Annotated in this window: 14 protein-coding genes; 8 read left to right on the forward strand and 6 right to left on the reverse strand. The window is 66.4% G+C overall.

Annotated elements, in window-relative coordinates:
* Positions 1-13: 13 nt before the first annotated feature.
* From SR870_RS21255 to SR870_RS21280, 6 genes are all read right to left on the reverse strand, one after another.
* Complete coding sequence (locus SR870_RS21255; RefSeq protein ID WP_322515482.1) at positions 14-151, reverse strand: hypothetical protein; 138 nt, start codon at positions 149-151, stop codon at positions 14-16.
* Positions 152-350: 199 nt separating this feature from the next.
* Positions 351-3,860: a NahK/ErcS family hybrid sensor histidine kinase/response regulator gene (locus SR870_RS21260; RefSeq protein WP_322515483.1), complete on the reverse strand. Its 3,510-nt coding sequence runs from the start codon at positions 3,858-3,860 to the stop codon at positions 351-353.
* Between the two features lie 130 nt (positions 3,861-3,990).
* Positions 3,991-5,220, reverse strand: coding sequence for a 5-aminolevulinate synthase (hemA, locus tag SR870_RS21265; RefSeq protein ID WP_322515484.1), 1,230 nt, complete (start codon positions 5,218-5,220; stop codon positions 3,991-3,993).
* 201 nt (positions 5,221-5,421) lie between these two features.
* Positions 5,422-6,486 carry an MBL fold metallo-hydrolase gene (locus SR870_RS21270; protein ID WP_322515485.1) on the reverse strand — a complete coding sequence of 355 codons (1,065 nt, stop codon included), beginning with the start codon at positions 6,484-6,486 and terminating at the stop codon, positions 5,422-5,424.
* Between the two features lie 174 nt (positions 6,487-6,660).
* The gene (locus SR870_RS21275; protein ID WP_322515486.1) at positions 6,661-8,796 is read right to left on the reverse strand and encodes a methyl-accepting chemotaxis protein; all 2,136 of its coding nucleotides are present in this window, start codon (positions 8,794-8,796) and stop codon (positions 6,661-6,663) included.
* Positions 8,797-9,055: 259 nt separating this feature from the next.
* Positions 9,056-9,772 (reverse strand): outer membrane protein, encoded by a 717-nt coding sequence (locus tag SR870_RS21280; protein ID WP_322515487.1) that lies wholly within the window; start codon positions 9,770-9,772, stop codon positions 9,056-9,058.
* Positions 9,773-10,205: 433 nt separating this feature from the next.
* Between SR870_RS21280 and SR870_RS21285 the strand changes: the two genes are divergently transcribed.
* The 8 genes from SR870_RS21285 (at position 10,206) to SR870_RS21320 (ending at position 16,363) form a co-directional block, all read left to right on the forward strand.
* Positions 10,206-10,349 (forward strand): hypothetical protein, encoded by a 144-nt coding sequence (locus SR870_RS21285; protein WP_416221103.1) that lies wholly within the window; start codon positions 10,206-10,208, stop codon positions 10,347-10,349.
* Between the two features lie 2 nt (positions 10,350-10,351).
* A complete protein-coding gene (locus SR870_RS21290) occupies positions 10,352-11,110 on the forward strand; it encodes an ABC transporter ATP-binding protein (RefSeq protein WP_322515489.1) in 759 nt (252 codons plus the stop codon).
* 2 nt (positions 11,111-11,112) lie between these two features.
* Positions 11,113-11,985, forward strand: coding sequence for a metal ABC transporter permease (locus SR870_RS21295; protein WP_322515490.1), 873 nt, complete (start codon positions 11,113-11,115; stop codon positions 11,983-11,985).
* A 5-nt stretch (positions 11,986-11,990) separates the two neighbouring features.
* On the forward strand, positions 11,991-12,932 hold the full coding sequence (locus tag SR870_RS21300) for a metal ABC transporter substrate-binding protein (RefSeq protein WP_322515491.1): 942 nt from the start codon (positions 11,991-11,993) through the stop codon (positions 12,930-12,932).
* Positions 12,933-13,090: 158 nt separating this feature from the next.
* Positions 13,091-14,143: a GTP-binding protein gene (locus SR870_RS21305; RefSeq protein ID WP_322515492.1), complete on the forward strand. Its 1,053-nt coding sequence runs from the start codon at positions 13,091-13,093 to the stop codon at positions 14,141-14,143.
* A complete protein-coding gene (locus SR870_RS21310; protein WP_322515493.1) occupies positions 14,140-15,159 on the forward strand; it encodes a WD40 repeat domain-containing protein in 1,020 nt (339 codons plus the stop codon). The genes SR870_RS21305 and SR870_RS21310 overlap by 4 nt, the downstream gene beginning before the upstream one ends.
* A 31-nt stretch (positions 15,160-15,190) precedes the next feature.
* On the forward strand, positions 15,191-15,913 hold the full coding sequence (locus SR870_RS21315; RefSeq protein WP_322515494.1) for an MgtC/SapB family protein: 723 nt from the start codon (positions 15,191-15,193) through the stop codon (positions 15,911-15,913).
* Positions 15,914-16,021: 108 nt separating this feature from the next.
* Positions 16,022-16,363 (forward strand): hypothetical protein, encoded by a 342-nt coding sequence (locus tag SR870_RS21320; protein ID WP_322515495.1) that lies wholly within the window; start codon positions 16,022-16,024, stop codon positions 16,361-16,363.
* The last annotated feature ends 175 nt before the right edge of the window (positions 16,364-16,538 follow it).

Below are 16,538 nucleotides of genomic sequence, written 5' to 3' on the forward strand. Positions count from 1 at the left end.
CCGCCTGCTCCGTTCACTTCGCGAATACCGAATATTCGTCATGGCCGGGCTCGTCCCGGCCATCCACGTTTTTGCAGCCTCTCGGCAGACGTTCGTGGATGCCCGGCACGAGGCCGGCCATGACGGGGGAGAGGCGCACGATCACTCGCATCGGCCGAGTTCGAATCCAGCCTCAGCTCCTCATGGTGAGGAGGCGCGCAGCGCCGTCTCGAACCATGAGGCGGCAGGGCATCGCCCCAGGGCGCTCATCCTTCGAGACGGCTGCTGCGCAGCCTCCTCAGGATGAGGACTGAGTGCCTCGCTGCAGCCTTTGGTGCGTTCGCCGGGAATGCTTCCATCCGGCCTCGGAGTTACTCCGCCGCCGCGATGGTCTGCTGGGCGTGCCATTGGTTGAGCAGGGCGCGCAGCGAGGCGGCCTTCACCGGCTTGTTCAGCACCGCGATCTCCTCCTGCCGGGCGGCGGCGCGGACGCCGGGGCTCCGGTCGGCGGTGATCAGGATCGCCGGGATGGTCACGCCGAAGCGCTGCCGAATGTCGCGGATCGCCGCGATGCCGTTGCCGCGATCGAGGTGGTAGTCGACCAGCAGCCCGGTGATGCGCCGGCCGGCGGCTTCGATGGCCTTGATCGCCGCGTCCGGATCGGCGACCGCGATCACGCTGGCGTCCCATGTCGTCAGCAGCGTCTTCATGCCGTCGAGAATCGCCGGGTCGTTCTCGATGCACACCACCAGGCTGCCGCTCATCGAGGCACGCGACAGCGGCGTCGCGCTGGTCACCGCGGTGGTGTGGTTGACGACGGCGGCGACCGGGACGGTGACGGAGAAGCACGAGCCGCCGCTGCGGTTGGAATCGAGCGCGATGCCGTGGTTCAGCACCCGCGCCAGCCGCTCCACGATCGACAGCCCGAGGCCGAGGCCGCGCGCGATCCGCGCGCCCTGCTCGAGCCGGTGGAATTCCTTGAAGATCTCGCCGCGCTTCAGGATCGGCACGCCGACGCCGGTGTCGTAGATGCCGATCTTCAACGCGTCGCCCTGGCGGCGGCAGCCGACCAGCACGCGGCCCTGCGGGGTGTATTTGATCGCGTTGGAGATCAGGTTCTGCATCAGCCGGCGCAGCATCAGCCGGTCCGACTGCACCGGCAGCGAACACGGCACGAAGGTGAGCTGCAGCCCCTTGGCGCGCGCGGTCGGCGAGAATTCGATCTCCAGCGAGCGCATCAAATCGCCGATCACGAAATTGGTCAGCGACGGCGTCATCGCGCCGGCGTCGAGCCGCGAGATGTCGAGCAGCGCGCCGATGATCTCCTCGATCGCTTCCAGCGATTCGTCGATGTTCTCGACCAGCCGCGAATCCTCGCCGCCGTTCTGGCGTTCGACCAGGCTGGTGGCGTAGAGCCGCGCCGCATTGAGCGGCTGCAGGATGTCGTGGCTCGCCGCCGCGAGGAAGCGGGTCTTGGAGATGTTGGCTTCCTCGGCGGTGCTCTTGGCCAGCGCGAGCTGCGAGTTCAGCCGCGTCAGTTCCTCGGTGCGTTCGCGCACGCGCCGCTCCAGCGTGGCGTTGGCGCGCTCCAGCGCCTCGGCCGCCTCGAAGCTCGGCGTGACGTCCGAGAAGGTGATCACCAGCCCGCCGTCCGGCATCCGGTTGGCGCGCACCTCGATCACCAGATGGCGGTCGTGCAGTCGTTCCAGAAACGGCTCGCCCTCCGTGGTGTAGGAGGCGAGCCGCATCTGGGTCTGCGCTTCCGCGTCGGCCGGGCCGGCGCCGGCGCTCGACAGGAATTCGAGGATCTCGATCAGCGGGATGCCGATCTGGATGATGTGCGGCGGCAGTCCGAGGATCTCGCCGAACTGCCGGTTGGAGCAGATCAGTTGCAGATCCGGGTTGAACACGGCGATGCCCTGGCGGACGTGGTTGAGCGCGGTCTGCAGGATCTCGCGGTTGAAATGCAGCGCGGCGTGCGAATCGTCGAGCAGCTTCAGCGCGGCTTCGGCGGATACGGTCCGCCTGCGCAGCAGCAGCGACAGCACCAGCCGCGACGACGCCGCCCCGATCGACGATGCGATCAGGTGCTCGGCGTGTTTCAGCAATTCGAAATCGGCCGGCGCCGCCGGATCGAGGGTCAACCGGCGGCTGACCGCGAACGACCGAAACGATTCCCGCGCCCGGTCCGGGCCGAGATACTGGCCGACCGCGCCGAGAATATCCTGCACGGTGACGGTGGTGCGCCAGCGCCGGAACGCCGGCGTCATCGGCGTCAGCGTGTCGGGCACGAACACTTCGGCCTGCAGCCGGTCGATCGACGACGGCCGGCTCAGCAGCGACAGCACCACATAGGCGAACAGATTGAGCGACAGGCTCCACACCACGCCGTGCACCAGCGGCGGCAGCTCGGCGCCGAACAGCGCCTGCGGCCGCAACGACTCGATCCCCCACGGGCCGTGCTGCAACAGCAGCAGTCCCGCGGTGCTGCTCTCCATGAAGCTCGGGATGAACAGCGTGTAGGCCCAGGCCGCGAAGCCGATCATCATGCCGCCGATCGCGCCCTGCGCGGTGGCGCGGCGCCAGACCAGGCCGCCGAAGAACGCCGGCGCGAATTGCGCGATCGCGGCGAAGGACAGCAGGCCGATGGCGGCGAGCTGGGTGTTGCCGAGCGCGCGGTAGTACAGGTAAGCGAGGATCAGGATGGCGAAGATCGCGACCCGCCGCACCATCAGCAGAAAGCCGCCGAAGCTGCGCTGATCGTTGCGCGGCGCGCCGTGGCGCTTGAGCACCAGCGGCATCACCAGATCGTTCGACACCATCACGGCCAGCGCCACGCATTCGACGATCACCATCGCGGTCGCCGCCGACAGGCCGCCGATGAACACCATGAAGCTGAGGAGCGGCGCATTGGCTTCGATCGGCAGCGCCAGCACGAACATGTCGCTGTCGACCGCGCCGAACGGGAATTTCACCAGTCCGGCCAGCGCGATCGGGATCACGAACAGATTGATCGCGATCAGGTACAGCGGGAACATCCAGCGCGCGCGGCTGACCTCGGCGTCGTTGGTGTTCTCGACGACGCCGACATAGAACTGCCGCGGCAGCATCAGGAAGGCGCAGAACGACAGCACCGTCATGGTCAGGAAGGTGGTCGGCGACGGCGTCGCCTCCAGCGCCCGCACCGCTTCCGGCATCTTCATCGCGCGCTCGATCAGGTCGGCCGGGCTGAACATCCAGAAGGTGACGAAGATGCCGGCGGCGAGGAACGCCACCAGCTTCACGATGGATTCGGTGGCGATCGCCAGCATCAGGCCATGCTGGTGCTCGGTGGCGCTGGCCTGACGGGCGCCGAACAGCACCGCGAACAGCGCCATCAGCATCGCCACGACCAGCGCCATGTCGCCGACGATCGGGATCTGTCCGATGTTGTGGTCGTCGCCGAGGATGGTCTGCAGCGACGACGCCACCGCCTTGAGCTGCAGCGCGATATAGGGGACCGAGCCGATGATGGCGATGATCGCCACCGTGGCGGCGACCTTCTGGCTCTTGCCGTAGCGGGCGGCGATGAAGTCGGCGATCGAGGTGATGTTCTGCGATTTCGCCAGCCGGATGACGCGACGCAGCAGCGGCGTGAACACCGCGATCAGCAGGATCGGGCCGACATAGATCGCGAGGAAGTCTGTGCTGGTCCGGCTGGCGAAGCCGACCGAGCCGAAGAACGTCCAGGAGGTGCAGTAGATCGCCAGCGACAGCGGGTAGATCAGACCGCCGGCCCGCTCGCGCTGACGCTGCGACAGCCGGTCGCCGTAGCTCGCGACGCCGAACAGCAGGCCGATATAGGCGAGCGCGGCTGCGATCACGCCCCAATCGTGCAGCATCGCGGTGGTGCTCCTCGCGTGTCATGCGCCGACCGGATTTTTAGCGGGTGAGACCGCCACACGCGACAGGGATTTTCCCTGCCGCGCGGCGCCTCCCGCCGAAAATCGTCTGCCGGGCGCGGCGCGCGGGCTATTCCGCCGCGATCGCCTTGGCGCCGAGCGGCAGGCCGAGCTGGCCCCAGACCTGGACGAGGGCTTCGGCCAGCGCGTCGATCAGCTTGTCGTCGTGATAGGGCGACGGCGTGATCCGCAGCCGTTCGAGGCCGCGGGCGACGGTCGGATAGTTGATCGGCTGGATGTAGATGCCGTGCTGTTCGAGCAGCAGATCGGACGCCTTCTTGCATTTTTCGGCGTCGCCGACGAACACCGGAACGATATGGGTGTCGGTCGGCATCACCGGAATGCCGGCATTGTTCAGCACCGCCTTGACCCGCGCGGCGCGGTCCTGGTGGCGCTCACGCTCCCACGACGATGTCTTGAGGTGCCGGATCGCGGCGGTCGCGGCGGCGCAGATCGGCGGCGGCAGCGACGTGGTGAAGATGAAGCCCGGCGCGTAGGAACGCACCGCGTCGATCACATCGGCCTTGCCGGCGATGTAGCCGCCGAGGCAGCCGAACGCCTTGGCCAGCGTCGCTTCGATGATGTCGATGCGCGCCATCACGCCGTCGCGCTCGGCGACGCCGGCGCCGCGCGGCCCGTACATGCCGACCGCGTGGACCTCGTCGCAATAGGTCATCGCGTTGTACTTCTCGGCGAGATCGCAGATCTTCGCCAGCGGCGCGGTGTCGCCGTCCATCGAATACAGGCTCTCGAACGCGATCAGCTTCGGCCGGTCGGGGCCGGCGGCGATCAGCAGCTCTTCGAGATGGGCGGTGTCGTTGTGGCGCCAGACCACGCGCTCGCAGCCGGACTGCCGGATGCCTTCGATCATCGAATTATGGTTGAGCGCGTCCGACAGGATCAGGCAGTTCGGAATCAGCTTGCCGAGCGTCGACAGGCCGGTCTGGTTCGACACGTAGCCCGAGGTGAACAGCAATGCTGCTTCCTTGCCGTGCAGATCGGCGATTTCGCGCTCGAGTTGCACCAGCGGATGGTGCGTGCCGGCGATGTTGCGGGTGCCGCCGGCGCCGGTGCCGATCCGCGTCGTGGTCTCGACCATCGCGCCGATCACCTTCGGGTGCTGGCCCATGCCGAGGTAATCGTTCGAGCACCAGATCACGACGTCGCGAGGGCCGGTCTGCGAATGCCACACGGCCTGCGGAAACCTGCCGGCGATCCGCTCGAGGTCGGCGAATACGCGATAGCGGCGCTCGTCGTGCAGGCGGGTGAGAGCGTCCTCGAAGAATTTGCTGTACTGCATTGCGATGACCTGGAAGGAACGGGAAACATCGAAGGGCCGCAACAGGCGACCTCGGTATTAGAACCCTTCCATCCCGGATGTCGAGGCGCAATTGGTCCTAGTGGCTGCGTCGCAAGCGTAGCTCGCTGCTCCCCGACGCAGGTCAAAGCTTGATAAAGATCAATGCATTGGCCGAGGCGTCTGTCTTGCAGACGGCAGGGATCAGACGGCCCTGAAGCGCAGGATGCCGTCGGCCTCGTCGACGATCGTCAGGCGGTTCTGCGCCAGCATGTAGTTCACATGCGCGATCAGTTCACCGGCGGCGAAACCGGTCTGATGCGCATCCAGCACGTGCTTGTGGAACACCACCGGCACGAGTTCGGCGGAACTCATCGCCCGGTCGCGGCAGGCCTCCGCGATCACGCCGCAGCGCTCCTCGTGGTGATCGGCGAGCTGCTTGATGCGGGTGTGGACGCCGTAGAACGGCAGGCCGTGGCCGGGCAGCACCAGCACATCCTCGGGCAGCAGCGTGGTCAGCTCCGCGAGCGATTTCAGATAGGAGCCGAGCGCGTCCTCGTCCGGCTCGTGCGCCCAGACGCTGACATTGGGCGAGATCTTGCTCAGCACCTGATCGGCCGACAGAAACAGCTTGTCGGCGGCGCAGTACAACATAACCTGATCGGGCGAGTGGCCGGCGCCGGTGATGATGCGAAACGTCCGCGCGCCGATCCGGATATCGTCGCCCTTTGTCAGCCTTCGATACGCCGCCGGCAGCGGCACCGCGCGCTTCAGATAGTCCTGACCGCGGCCGAGCAATTGCGCGGTGATCGATTCGTCCATGCCGTGGCGGTGGAAGAACTCGCGCGAATTGACGAGACGCTCTTCGCTGCGGCGATTCTGGTGATAGACGCCCTGCAGATATTCGATCTGCGACATGTAGAACGGGCAGCGGAAACGCTGCACGATCCAGCCGGCCTGGCCGAAATGGTCGGGGTGGGCGTGGGTCACGATCACGCGGCTGATGGCGAAGCCTTTGAGCGCGCCGTCGAACAGCGTTTCCCATGCGGCGATCGTGGTGTCGTTGCCGAAGCCGGTGTCGACCATCGCCCAGCCGTCGCCGTCGGCGAGCAGATAGATGTTCACATGGTTGAGCCGGAACGGCAGCTTCAGCCGCAGCCACAGCACGCCCGGCGCGATCTCGACGACCTCGTCGGCTCCGGGATGGCTTTCCAGCGGAAAGCGCAGATCGTCATGGGGGGTGTCGAGGGCGTCGGTTTTCTTATGCATTTTTCGCAGGCTCCCGCTATCGACTTAGCGGGACCGGGCCGGCTGCGCCAGCCAAAAAGCCACGCGAGCCGCCTGGGCGGCGATCAGTTGGGGCATCGCGGCCTGCGAAAAACGCAGGGCAGGGCATGAAAAAGCCGGCGGCGCGGACGCCGCCGGCTGGTGCGCCGATCCAGTTCAGGCGGCGCGGATATTCGACAGGAACTCGTCGATCTCGCTGCGCAGCAGGTCGGCCTCCTGGCGCAGCGCGCCGGACGCCGCCAGCACTTCGGATGCCGCCGAACCGGCCTGGGTCGAGGCGGCGCTGACGCCGACGATATTGCCCGACACTTCGGTGGTGCCGCCGGCGGCCTGCTGGATGTTGCGGGCGATCTCCCGGGTCGCGGCGCCCTGTTCCTCGACGGCGGCGGTGATCGCGGTGGTCACCTCGTTGATCGCGGTGATGGTCTGGCCGATATTGCGGATCGCCCCCACCGCCGAACTGGTGACGCCCTGCATCGCGACGATCTGGGTGCGAATCTCCTCGGTCGCCTTGGCGGTCTGGCTGGCGAGGCTCTTCACCTCGGAAGCCACCACGGCGAAGCCGCGGCCGGCGTCACCGGCGCGGGCCGCCTCGATGGTCGCGTTCAGCGCCAGCAGGTTGGTCTGCGAGGCGATGCTCTGGATCAGGTCGATCACCGCGCTGATCCGTTCGGCATTGTCGGCCAGCCCCTGCATCGTCGAGTCGGTCGCGCCGGCTTCCTGCACGGCCCGGTTGGCGATCTCGGCCGATGTCGTCACCTGCCGGCTGATTTCGTTGATCGAGGACGCGAGCTGATCGGTTCCGGACGCCACGGTCTGGACGTTGACCGAGGTTTCCTCGGCGGCGGAGGCGACGGCGGTGACCAGCGAGCTCGAACGCTCGGCCGTCGTCGCCATGCTCTGCGCCGTCTCCTGCATTGTATTCGTCGACGCCTGCAGCTTCTCCATCGCGGCGCGCACCGTCGCCTCGAAATCGGCGATCCGGGCCTCGATCCGCCTCGTCCGTTCGGCCTTGGCGGCGCGATCCTTGTCCTGCTCCTCGGTCAGCGCGCGGGTCTGGATCATGTTGTCGCGGAACACTTCGAGCGATTCGGCCATCACGGCGATCTCGTCGCGGCGGCTGCCGCGATCGATCTCGGTGTCGAGGTTGCCGGCGGACAGCGACTGCATCGAGCGCTGCAGCCCGCCGATCCGGCGCACGATGCTGCGGCCGACATACAGCCAGACGAACAGCGCCGAGCCGACCAGCGTCAGCACGCCGAGACCAATCATCACCTGGGTCGCGAGCGAAATCTGCTGCTGGGCTTCCGTCGCCGCTGCCGCCGTCTCGCTGCGGACGCTGTCGACGAGCTGCTTGACGCTGATGCCGAGCCCGACATTGAGCTTGCGGGTCTCGTCGAGGATCAGGTCGCTGTAATCGGCGGCATCGAGTTCCTTCTGGCGCATCTTGAAGATGCTGGTCTTGCCGTCGCCGAGTGCCAGGAGCTTCTGCGCCGCCGCCTTGATCGCCGCGGTGGTTTCGCCCGCGGGCAGGCCGTCGAGATTGGAGGCGACCTGCTGGCGCGCCTCCTTGAAGGAGGTTTCGACCGGCTCGAGCGCGTCGGAATTGCGCGCCGACAGCGCCGCCATCAGATTCGAGGCGGCCAGATTGCTGAGGGCGATCACGTTGCCCAGTTGTTCGATCCGTCGTCCGGCTTCGGTCGCGTCGTCCTGCGAGAGGTTCGCCGAGGCCAGCACCGCATTCATCTGGGTCTGCGCGTTCAGCATCGCCGGGTTGGCGACGGCGATGAAGGCTTCGTGCGAACTGCGCAGATCGTCGTAGACCTTGTCGTGCTGGCGGGCGAGATCGAGCCGCTCCTGCGCCGCGGCGCCGAGGCTGCGAATCGTGTCGTCGATATTCCGCAGCGTTTCGGACATCGCCGCGACCACGGATTTGTCGGCGCCGTAGCTGGTGATATCGGCCAGTTTCTGGGTCGCGACCGTCTGCGCTTCCTTCATCCGCGCGGAGCGCTCTTTGAGCTGGTCGGGCGTGGACGAGACCAGCAGCATCGGCGCCAGGCTGGCCAGGCGTTCGCTTTCGGTGGCCAGTTGCAGGCTTGCGGCGAGTTTGGGGATATCGCGACCGCTCAGTCCCGTCATCGTCGTGCCGAGCTCGCGCAGGCTGACGCCCGCTCCGGCACTGATCAGAATGGCCATGCCGGCGATGACGGCAAACGCCGCAAACAGGCTGCCGCGGATTCCGAATTGCGGCATGCGTATGCGCGGCCGCGCGACCTTCAGTCGTCCAAACATTCCCGCCCCCAGAGTGCTTCCTCTGCCCTGTCCTGATGATGACCGGACAGTGTGCACTATTGGGCTAGGGGGTTAATTTTTGTCCGATTATCGGTGTGCTGTTTTGAACAAATTGGCCGACGGCCGCGGCTGTGGCCCAACTCCCGAATTGTTGGGTAAACAATTTGCCCATGCATATTCCGCCGGGCGCAAATCAATAAAAAAGGGCCGGCGTGACGCCGGCCCTTTCTCAGCCCCGAAGGGATTTCGTCAGTACTGATCAGTACTTGGCGACGACCGGACCGCCCCAGTTGAAGCGGTAGTTCAGGCCGGCCTTGACGACGTGCTGATCGGCCTTGGCGGTGAAGCCAGCGCCCAGATCGACGTTGCCGAAGTCGTAGTACTGATATTCGATCTTGCCCGACCAGTTCTGGGCGAACAGATACTCGAGACCGCCGCCGACGGTGTAACCGTCCATGCTGCTGGTGGACGAGATCGAGCCGAGGACCGTGTTCGACAGGCTGGTCTTGTAGTCAGCGTACGCCCAACCGCCCTTGACGTAGAGCAGTGCCGGACCCCAGGTGTAGCCGAGGCGGCCGGTGACCGACGCCAGACCGCGCTGGTTGTCGGCGAAGCTGTAGACGCCGGCAACGCCGGGAACGGTGAAGTTCACCGCGTCGTTGCTGCCGCTCAGCCAGGAGTACTGACCTTCGAGGCCCAGCACCCAGCTCGGAGCGAACTGCCAGTCGTAACCGGCCTGCACACCGCCGAGGAACTTGCCGTCGTTGCTGGCGGTCACGCCAGTGCCGATCGAGTTGTCGCCGGCGAAGGCGCCGCCGATGTGACCACCGATGTAGAAGCCGGTCCAGTTATAGATCGGGGCCGGGGGGGCGTAGACCGGGGCCTTGTTGTAGGGGCGGGCCGCGAGGTCGGCGGCGAGGGCCGGAGCCGCGCCGAGGGCAACCAGAGCAACGGTTGCGAGAAGGATCTTCTTCATTGTGGTTCTCCAGGAGTCGTCTTCAACAGAGGGACGTTTGTCGTCACCATCTGGATCAAGATTTAGCGCGGTCCTGCATAAAAAGCTGTCACCTAGCGGCAACACTGGTTGTGGAACTAAACGTATGAGTTTCAACAATTTTTCTTGCTTAATGGAACCTAAAAGAAACCTTAAATTGGCCTTAATCCGGTTCCCTTGGCTTGCTCAATTTTGGGGCATTTCCGGGTAAATGTGACGGGAATGCCTCTCGCCAGGGCAGGGACGCGCCCGTAGCGGTGTCGGACTAGGGATCCCCTGCAACGTTCGATTGATCGACGCTGGCGTTTTTCTGTTATAGTATAACAACTCCTCCCCGATGCCTCCATTCGAGCGGTCTGAGATGGACGCCCCTCAAACCGATTCGCGTCATTCTGCCTCACCGAAGCCGGTCCACATGCATATTCACGGCGCCGATTCGCCGCACCCGGTACAGCCGCCGCCCTGGTCGATCCTGCGCATGACGCTGGCGGGCCGGCTGGCGGCCGCCATGGCGGTCAGCGCTGTGCTGTGGGCGGTCGTTCTGCTGGCGATGAGGTGACCATGGCCGCCCAACTGCACTTTAATAATGTGACACTCGGCTACGACCGTCACCCGGCGGTGCATCACCTCAGCGGCGAGATCGCGAGTGGCGCACTGATGGCCGTGGTCGGCCCGAACGGTGCCGGCAAGTCCACTTTATTCCGGGGCATCGTCGGCATTCTCAAGCCGCTGGCCGGTACGATCGACCGCGGCGGCATCGACATCCGCGACATCGCCTATTTGCCGCAGACCGCCGATATCGACCGCAGCTTCCCGATTTCGGTGTTCGATTTCGTCGCCACCGGGCTGTGGCGCACCAGCGGCCCGTTCGGCGGAATCGGCCGGGCCGCGCGGCCGAAGATCGCGCGGGCGCTTGCCGCGGTCGGCCTCTCGGGCTTCGAGAATCGCACCATCGGCACGTTGTCCGGCGGCCAGACCCAGCGGATGCTGTTCGCCCGCGTGCTGCTGCAGGATGCGCGCGTCATCGTGCTCGACGAGCCGTTCAACGCCGTCGACGCCCGCACCACCGCCGATCTGGTGACGCTGATCGGACGCTGGCACGCCGAGGGCCGCACCGTGATCGCCGCGCTGCACGACATCGAACTGGTCCGCACCAGTTTCCCGGAGACGTTGCTGCTGGCGCGCACCGCGGTGGCGTGGGGGCCGACCGCCGAGGTGCTGACCGCGGCCAACCAGGCCGAGGCGCGGCGGATGTGCGAGGCGTTCGACGACAGCGCCGCGGCCTGTGTCGCCGACGCGACGCCGTCGCGGGCGGCCTAGCCATGTTTCTCCACGAGACGCTGATCGCGCCCTTCACCGAGTTCGAATTCATGCGCCGGGCGCTCGCCGGCATCGTCGCGCTGTCGCTCGGCGGCGCGCCGATCGGCGTGTTCCTGATGCTGCGGCGGATGAGCCTGGTCGGCGACGCGATGGCGCACGCCATCCTGCCCGGCGCCGCGATCGGCTTCCTGCTGTCCGGCCTCAATCTGTTCGCGATGACGTTCGGCGGGCTGATCGCCGGCTTCGCGGTGGCGATCCTGGCCGGCGTGGTGTCGCGCGTCACCGAACTGAAGGAGGACGCCTCCCTGGCGGCGTTCTATCTGATGTCGCTCGCGGTCGGCGTCACCATCGTGTCGATGCGCGGCACCAATATCGACCTGCTGCACGTGCTGTTCGGCAACATCCTGGCGATGGACGACCGCACGCTGCTGGTGATCACCTTCAACGCCACGCTGACGCTGTTGGCGCTGGCGGTGATCTGGCGGCCGCTGGTGATCGAATGCGTCGACCCGCTGTTTCTGCGCACCGTCAGCCGCGCCGGCGCGCCGGCGCATCTGATCTTCATGGCGCTGGTGGTGATCAATCTGGTCAACGGCTTTCACGCCCTCGGCACGCTGCTGGCGGTCGGGCTGATGATCCTGCCGGCCGGCATCGCCAAATTCTGGGCGCGCGACATCTCGGGAATGATGCTGGTGGCGGTCGGCAGCGCGATGCTGTCGGGCTATTGCGGCCTGGTGCTGTCGTATCACGCCGGGCTGCCGTCGGGGCCCGCGATCATTCTGGTCGCCGCGGTGATCTATCTGGTTTCGCTTTTCTTCGGCCGGTCCGGGGGCGTGGTTCGCAAGCTGTTTCCCGGCCGCCATCTGGAGGCTTGAGTGCGATGATCCGTTGGGGTGTGATGGTGATAGCGGCGCTGCTGATGGCGGCGCCGGCGCAGGCGGACGACCGGATCCGCGTGGTCGCGAGCTTTTCGATTCTCGGCGATTTCGTCCGCAATGTCGGCGGCGATCGCGTCGAGGTCACGACGCTGGTCGGGCCGAACGGCGACGCTCACGTCTATACGCCGTCGCCGACCGACGCCAAGACCATCGCCGACGCCAAGCTGGTGGTGGTCAACGGCCTCGGCCTCGAAGGCTGGCTGCCGCGGCTGGTGCAGTCGTCAGGCGGCAAGGCCACCATCGTCACCGCGACCAAGGGGGTCAAGGCACGCGAGGCGGACGGCGACGACGATCACGACCATGCCGGTCATGACAAGGGCGGCCACGACAAAAGCGGGCACGCCCATGATCACGGCAAGACCGATCCGCACGCCTGGCAGTCGGTGCGCAATGCCGGGATCTACGTGGCGAACATTCGCGACGCGCTGATCGCCGCCGATCCGGGCGGCGCCGATGCTTACCGGGCCAATGCCGATGCCTATCTCGGCAAGCTCGACGCGCTCGACCGCGACGTCCGCGCCGCCGTCGCGGCGATTCCCGCCGCCCGCCGCAAGGTGATCTCGACCCACGAGGCGTTCGGCTATTTCGCCGACGCCTACGGGGTCACCTTCATCGCCCCGCAGGGCGTCTCGACCGAATCCGAAGCCAGCGCCCGCGACGTCGCCACCATCATCAGGCAGATCCGCAAGGACAAGGTGCCGGCGGTGTTCCTGGAGAACATCAGCGACCCGCGGCTGATGCAGCGGATCAGCGCCGAGACCGGCGCCAAGATCGGCGGGACGCTGTATTCCGACAGCCTGACGGCCGAAAACGGCGACGCCCCCACTTACATTGACATGGTCAGGCACAATATAAGGACGCTGACGAGCGCCCTGGCCCATTAGCCGCGCTTGCCTCGCCTCATCCCGAGGGGCCCGCCGCCACGTCTTCCGTAAGGCACGGGCGTCTCGCTGGATGAAAACAACGCCTTCACTCTCATCCTTCGAGATGCGCGCAGTCGTGCGCTCCTCAGGATGAGGGCTCGTTCTGGAGCACCTGCCTGATGACGAATTCCGCCGCCTCGAAAATTCCCGTCACCGTGCTCACCGGCTATCTCGGCGCCGGCAAGACGACGCTGCTGAACCGCATCCTGTCGGAGAACCACGGCAAGAAATACGCGGTGATCGTCAACGAGTTCGGCGAGATCGGCATCGACAACGACCTGATCATCGGCGCCGACGAGGAAGTGTTCGAGATGAACAATGGCTGCGTCTGCTGCACCGTGCGCGGCGACCTGGTCCGGATCCTCGGCGGGCTGATGAAGCGCAAGGGCAAGTTCGACGCGATCATCGTCGAGACCACCGGGCTCGCCGATCCGGCGCCGGTGGCGCAGACCTTCTTCGTCGACGAGGACGTGATGGCGAGCGCGCGGCTCGACGCGGTGGTGACGGTGGCGGACGCCAAATGGCTGAGCGACCGCCTCAAGGATGCGCCCGAGGCCAAGAACCAGATCGCCTTCGCGGACGTCATCGTGCTCAACAAGACCGATCTCGTCAGCAAGGCCGAACTCGCCGAGGTCGAGGCGCGGATCCGCGCGATCAATCCCTATGCCCGGCTGCATCACACCGAACGCTGCCAGATCCCGATCGCCGACGTGCTCGACCGCGGCGCGTTCGATCTCGACCGCATTCTGGAGATCGAGCCGGAATTCCTCGAAGCCGGCGACGATCACGACCATCACCATGATCACGATCACGATCACGATCACGGTCACCATCATCACGACCACGGCCATGGTCTGAAGCACTATCACGACGAGGACATGCAATCCTTGTCGCTGAGGAGCGACAAGCCGGTCGACCCGGCGAAATTCATGCCCTGGCTGCAGCAATTGGTGCAGACCGAAGGCGGCAAGATCCTGCGCTCCAAGGGGATCTTGTCGTTTGCGGGCGACGACGACCGCTACGTGTTTCAGGGCGTGCACATGATGCTCGAGGGCGATCACCAGCGCCCCTGGAAGGACGACGAGCCGCGCGAAAGCCGCGTCGTGTTCATCGGTCGCGAACTGCCCGAACAGGCGATCCGCGACGGCTTCGCGAAGTGCGTCGCCCAATGAGCGCGTTCGACACGCCCGGCGAGGCGGCGTCGATCGTCTCGGTCACCGATCGCGTTCGCGAGATCACGATCGGCGCGCCGGTCGATGCGGTGCATTTCCTCGGCGACACCGCCGTGTTTATCGGCACCGAAGACAACGCGACCTTCGCCGCGCCCGGCGGCGAGACCTCGACGGTCGCGCTGCACGGCGGCGCGATTCTCAGTTCGGTCGCCGACGGCAAGCGCATCGTCACCGGCGGCGACGACGGCAAGGTGATGCTGCTCGACGCCGGCGGCAAGGCCGAGCTGTTCGCCACCGACGCCAAGCGGCGCTGGATCGACAATGTCGCGCTGCATCCGGACGGCGCGGTGGCGTGGTCGTCGGGCAAGATCGCTTACGTCCGCGCGCCGAAGGCGGAGGAGAAGTTCTTCGAGGTGCCGTCCACGGTCGGCGGCCTCGCCTTCGCGCCGAAGGGGATGCGGCTGGCGATCGCGCACTACAACGGCGTGACGCTGTGGTTTCCCAACATGGCGGCGAACGCCGAAATGCTCGAATGGGCCGGCTCGCATCTCGGCGTGATGTTCAGCCCGGACAACCGCTTCCTGGTGACCTCGATGCACGAGCCGGCGCTGCACGGCTGGCGCCTCGCCGACGCCAAGCATATGCGGATGACCGGCTATCCCGGCCGGGTGCGGTCGATGGCGTGGAACGCCGGCGGCAAGGGCCTCGCCACGTCGGGTGCCGACGCCGTCATCATCTGGCCGTTCGCCAGCAAGGACGGGCCGATGGGCAAGCAGCCGGCGATGCTGGCGCCGCTGCAGGCGCGCGTCAGCATGGTGGCGTGCCACCCCAAGCAGGACATCCTCGCCGCCGGCTACAGCGACGGCACCGTGCTGATGGTGCGGCTCACCGACGGCGCCGAAATCCTGGTCCGGCGCAACGGCACGCCGCCGATTTCCGCGCTGGCGTGGAATGCCGCCGGCACTTTGCTGGCGTTCGCCGACGAGGAGGGTGCAGCGGGGTTGCTGACGCTGTAAGAGGAAGCCGGTTCCCGACCGGGCGGTTCTCATGCGCTTCCTCGCCACCTTCCAGACTCTCGACTTCCTCGACACGCTGATCAGCCTCTGCGCCGCCTTCGTGCTCGGCATGCTGATCGGCGCCGAGCGGCAATATCGGACCCGTGCGGCCGGGCTGCGCACCAACGTGCTGGTGGCGGTGGGCGCCGCCGCCTTCGTCGATCTCGCCATGCATCTCAAGGGCGTCGACGGCGCGGTGCATGTCATGGCCTATGTGGTCTCCGGCATCGGCTTTCTCGGCGCCGGCGTGATCATGAAAGAAGGCATGAACGTCCGCGGCCTCAACACCGCGGCGACGCTGTGGAGTTCGGCCGCGGTCGGCTGCTGCGCCGGGGCCGACATGGTGGCGCAGGCGGTGGCGCTCACCGTGTTCGTGATCGCCGGCAACACGCTGCTGCGGCCGCTGGTCAATGCCATCAACCGCATCCCGTTCGACGAGCGCTCGTCGGAAGCGACCTATTCGGTCCGCCTCACCGCGGCGAGCGCGGCCGCCGACAGCCTGCGCGATCACCTCGAGCAGCGGCTCGAGGCAGCCGACTATCCGGTCGCCGAGATCGAGGTCGAGACTTCCGACCTCGCGCCCGACAAGGTCGAGATCGTCGCCACCCTGGTGTCGACCTCGGTCGAGCCCAAGGAACTCGACGTCGTCGTCGCCGACATGGGCCGGCGGCCCGGCGTCGATCACGCGACCTGGGAAACCAGCACTAAGGATTGATTCACCGCGTCGCTCAAATACGACGGATCCGGAACCCGTTCGGCGTACGGAACCGGAACGTTGCCGTCTTGTGTCCGTTGTTTCGGCAGGCAAGGGATGAGGATCATCATGGCGACGTCGGATAAAGAGCGTGGATTGAAGTGGGATCTGGTGCTGGCGGGCTTGCTGATCGCCGCGGGCGTGGCGATGTCCGGTCTTTCCCTGACGCAGGTCGATTCCAGCGGACGGCTTCAGTTTGCCCAGGCGACTCCGCAGCCGCTGCAGTCGACGCCGGGCGCCGAGACCAAGCCGACCGCGCCTGCGGATCCGGCGACGACCGGCGCCAGGCCGCACGACATCGCGCCGCAGCCGGCGCGCCCAGATCAGGACGCCATCGATGCCGGCACCCGGCCCGCCCTGCCCCCCGCCCCCGCGGAAAAGAAGGGCGAGCCGATCCAGCCGAAGGGTTGAGCTGAAGAAAAGTAAGTGTTGCCTCGATCCGGGCCGCGCCTCGCGCGCGCCCGGATTTTGTTTGCGCCGTGGCGGCGCTGACCGGCGAGATTCCGGGTTCGCGCGATGCGCGCCCCGGAATGACCCGCGGATAGTTGAGTACCAATCTCTCAACCGTCATTCCGGGGCGCGAGCG

This window comes from Rhodopseudomonas palustris (assembly GCF_034479375.1).
Classification (GTDB): Bacteria; Pseudomonadota; Alphaproteobacteria; order Rhizobiales; family Xanthobacteraceae; genus Rhodopseudomonas; species Rhodopseudomonas palustris_M.

Bases quoted from the DNA above. Each gene is read 5' to 3' on its own strand.
- SR870_RS21255 (WP_322515482.1), bottom strand. From the start codon at position 151: ATGCGAGTGATCGTGCGCCTCTCCCCCGTCATGGCCGGCCTCGTGCCG.
- SR870_RS21260 (WP_322515483.1), bottom strand. From the start codon at position 3,860: ATGCTGCACGATTGGGGCGTGATCGCAGCCGCGCTCGCCTATATCGGC.
- hemA (WP_322515484.1), bottom strand. From the start codon at position 5,220: ATGCAGTACAGCAAATTCTTCGAGGACGCTCTCACCCGCCTGCACGAC.
- SR870_RS21270 (WP_322515485.1), bottom strand. From the start codon at position 6,486: ATGCATAAGAAAACCGACGCCCTCGACACCCCCCATGACGATCTGCGC.
- SR870_RS21275 (WP_322515486.1), bottom strand. From the start codon at position 8,796: ATGTTTGGACGACTGAAGGTCGCGCGGCCGCGCATACGCATGCCGCAA.
- SR870_RS21280 (WP_322515487.1), bottom strand. From the start codon at position 9,772: ATGAAGAAGATCCTTCTCGCAACCGTTGCTCTGGTTGCCCTCGGCGCG.
- SR870_RS21285 (WP_416221103.1), top strand. From the start codon at position 10,206: ATGCATATTCACGGCGCCGATTCGCCGCACCCGGTACAGCCGCCGCCC.
- SR870_RS21290 (WP_322515489.1), top strand. From the start codon at position 10,352: ATGGCCGCCCAACTGCACTTTAATAATGTGACACTCGGCTACGACCGT.
- SR870_RS21295 (WP_322515490.1), top strand. From the start codon at position 11,113: ATGTTTCTCCACGAGACGCTGATCGCGCCCTTCACCGAGTTCGAATTC.
- SR870_RS21300 (WP_322515491.1), top strand. From the start codon at position 11,991: ATGATCCGTTGGGGTGTGATGGTGATAGCGGCGCTGCTGATGGCGGCG.
- SR870_RS21305 (WP_322515492.1), top strand. From the start codon at position 13,091: ATGACGAATTCCGCCGCCTCGAAAATTCCCGTCACCGTGCTCACCGGC.
- SR870_RS21310 (WP_322515493.1), top strand. From the start codon at position 14,140: ATGAGCGCGTTCGACACGCCCGGCGAGGCGGCGTCGATCGTCTCGGTC.
- SR870_RS21315 (WP_322515494.1), top strand. From the start codon at position 15,191: ATGCGCTTCCTCGCCACCTTCCAGACTCTCGACTTCCTCGACACGCTG.
- SR870_RS21320 (WP_322515495.1), top strand. From the start codon at position 16,022: ATGGCGACGTCGGATAAAGAGCGTGGATTGAAGTGGGATCTGGTGCTG.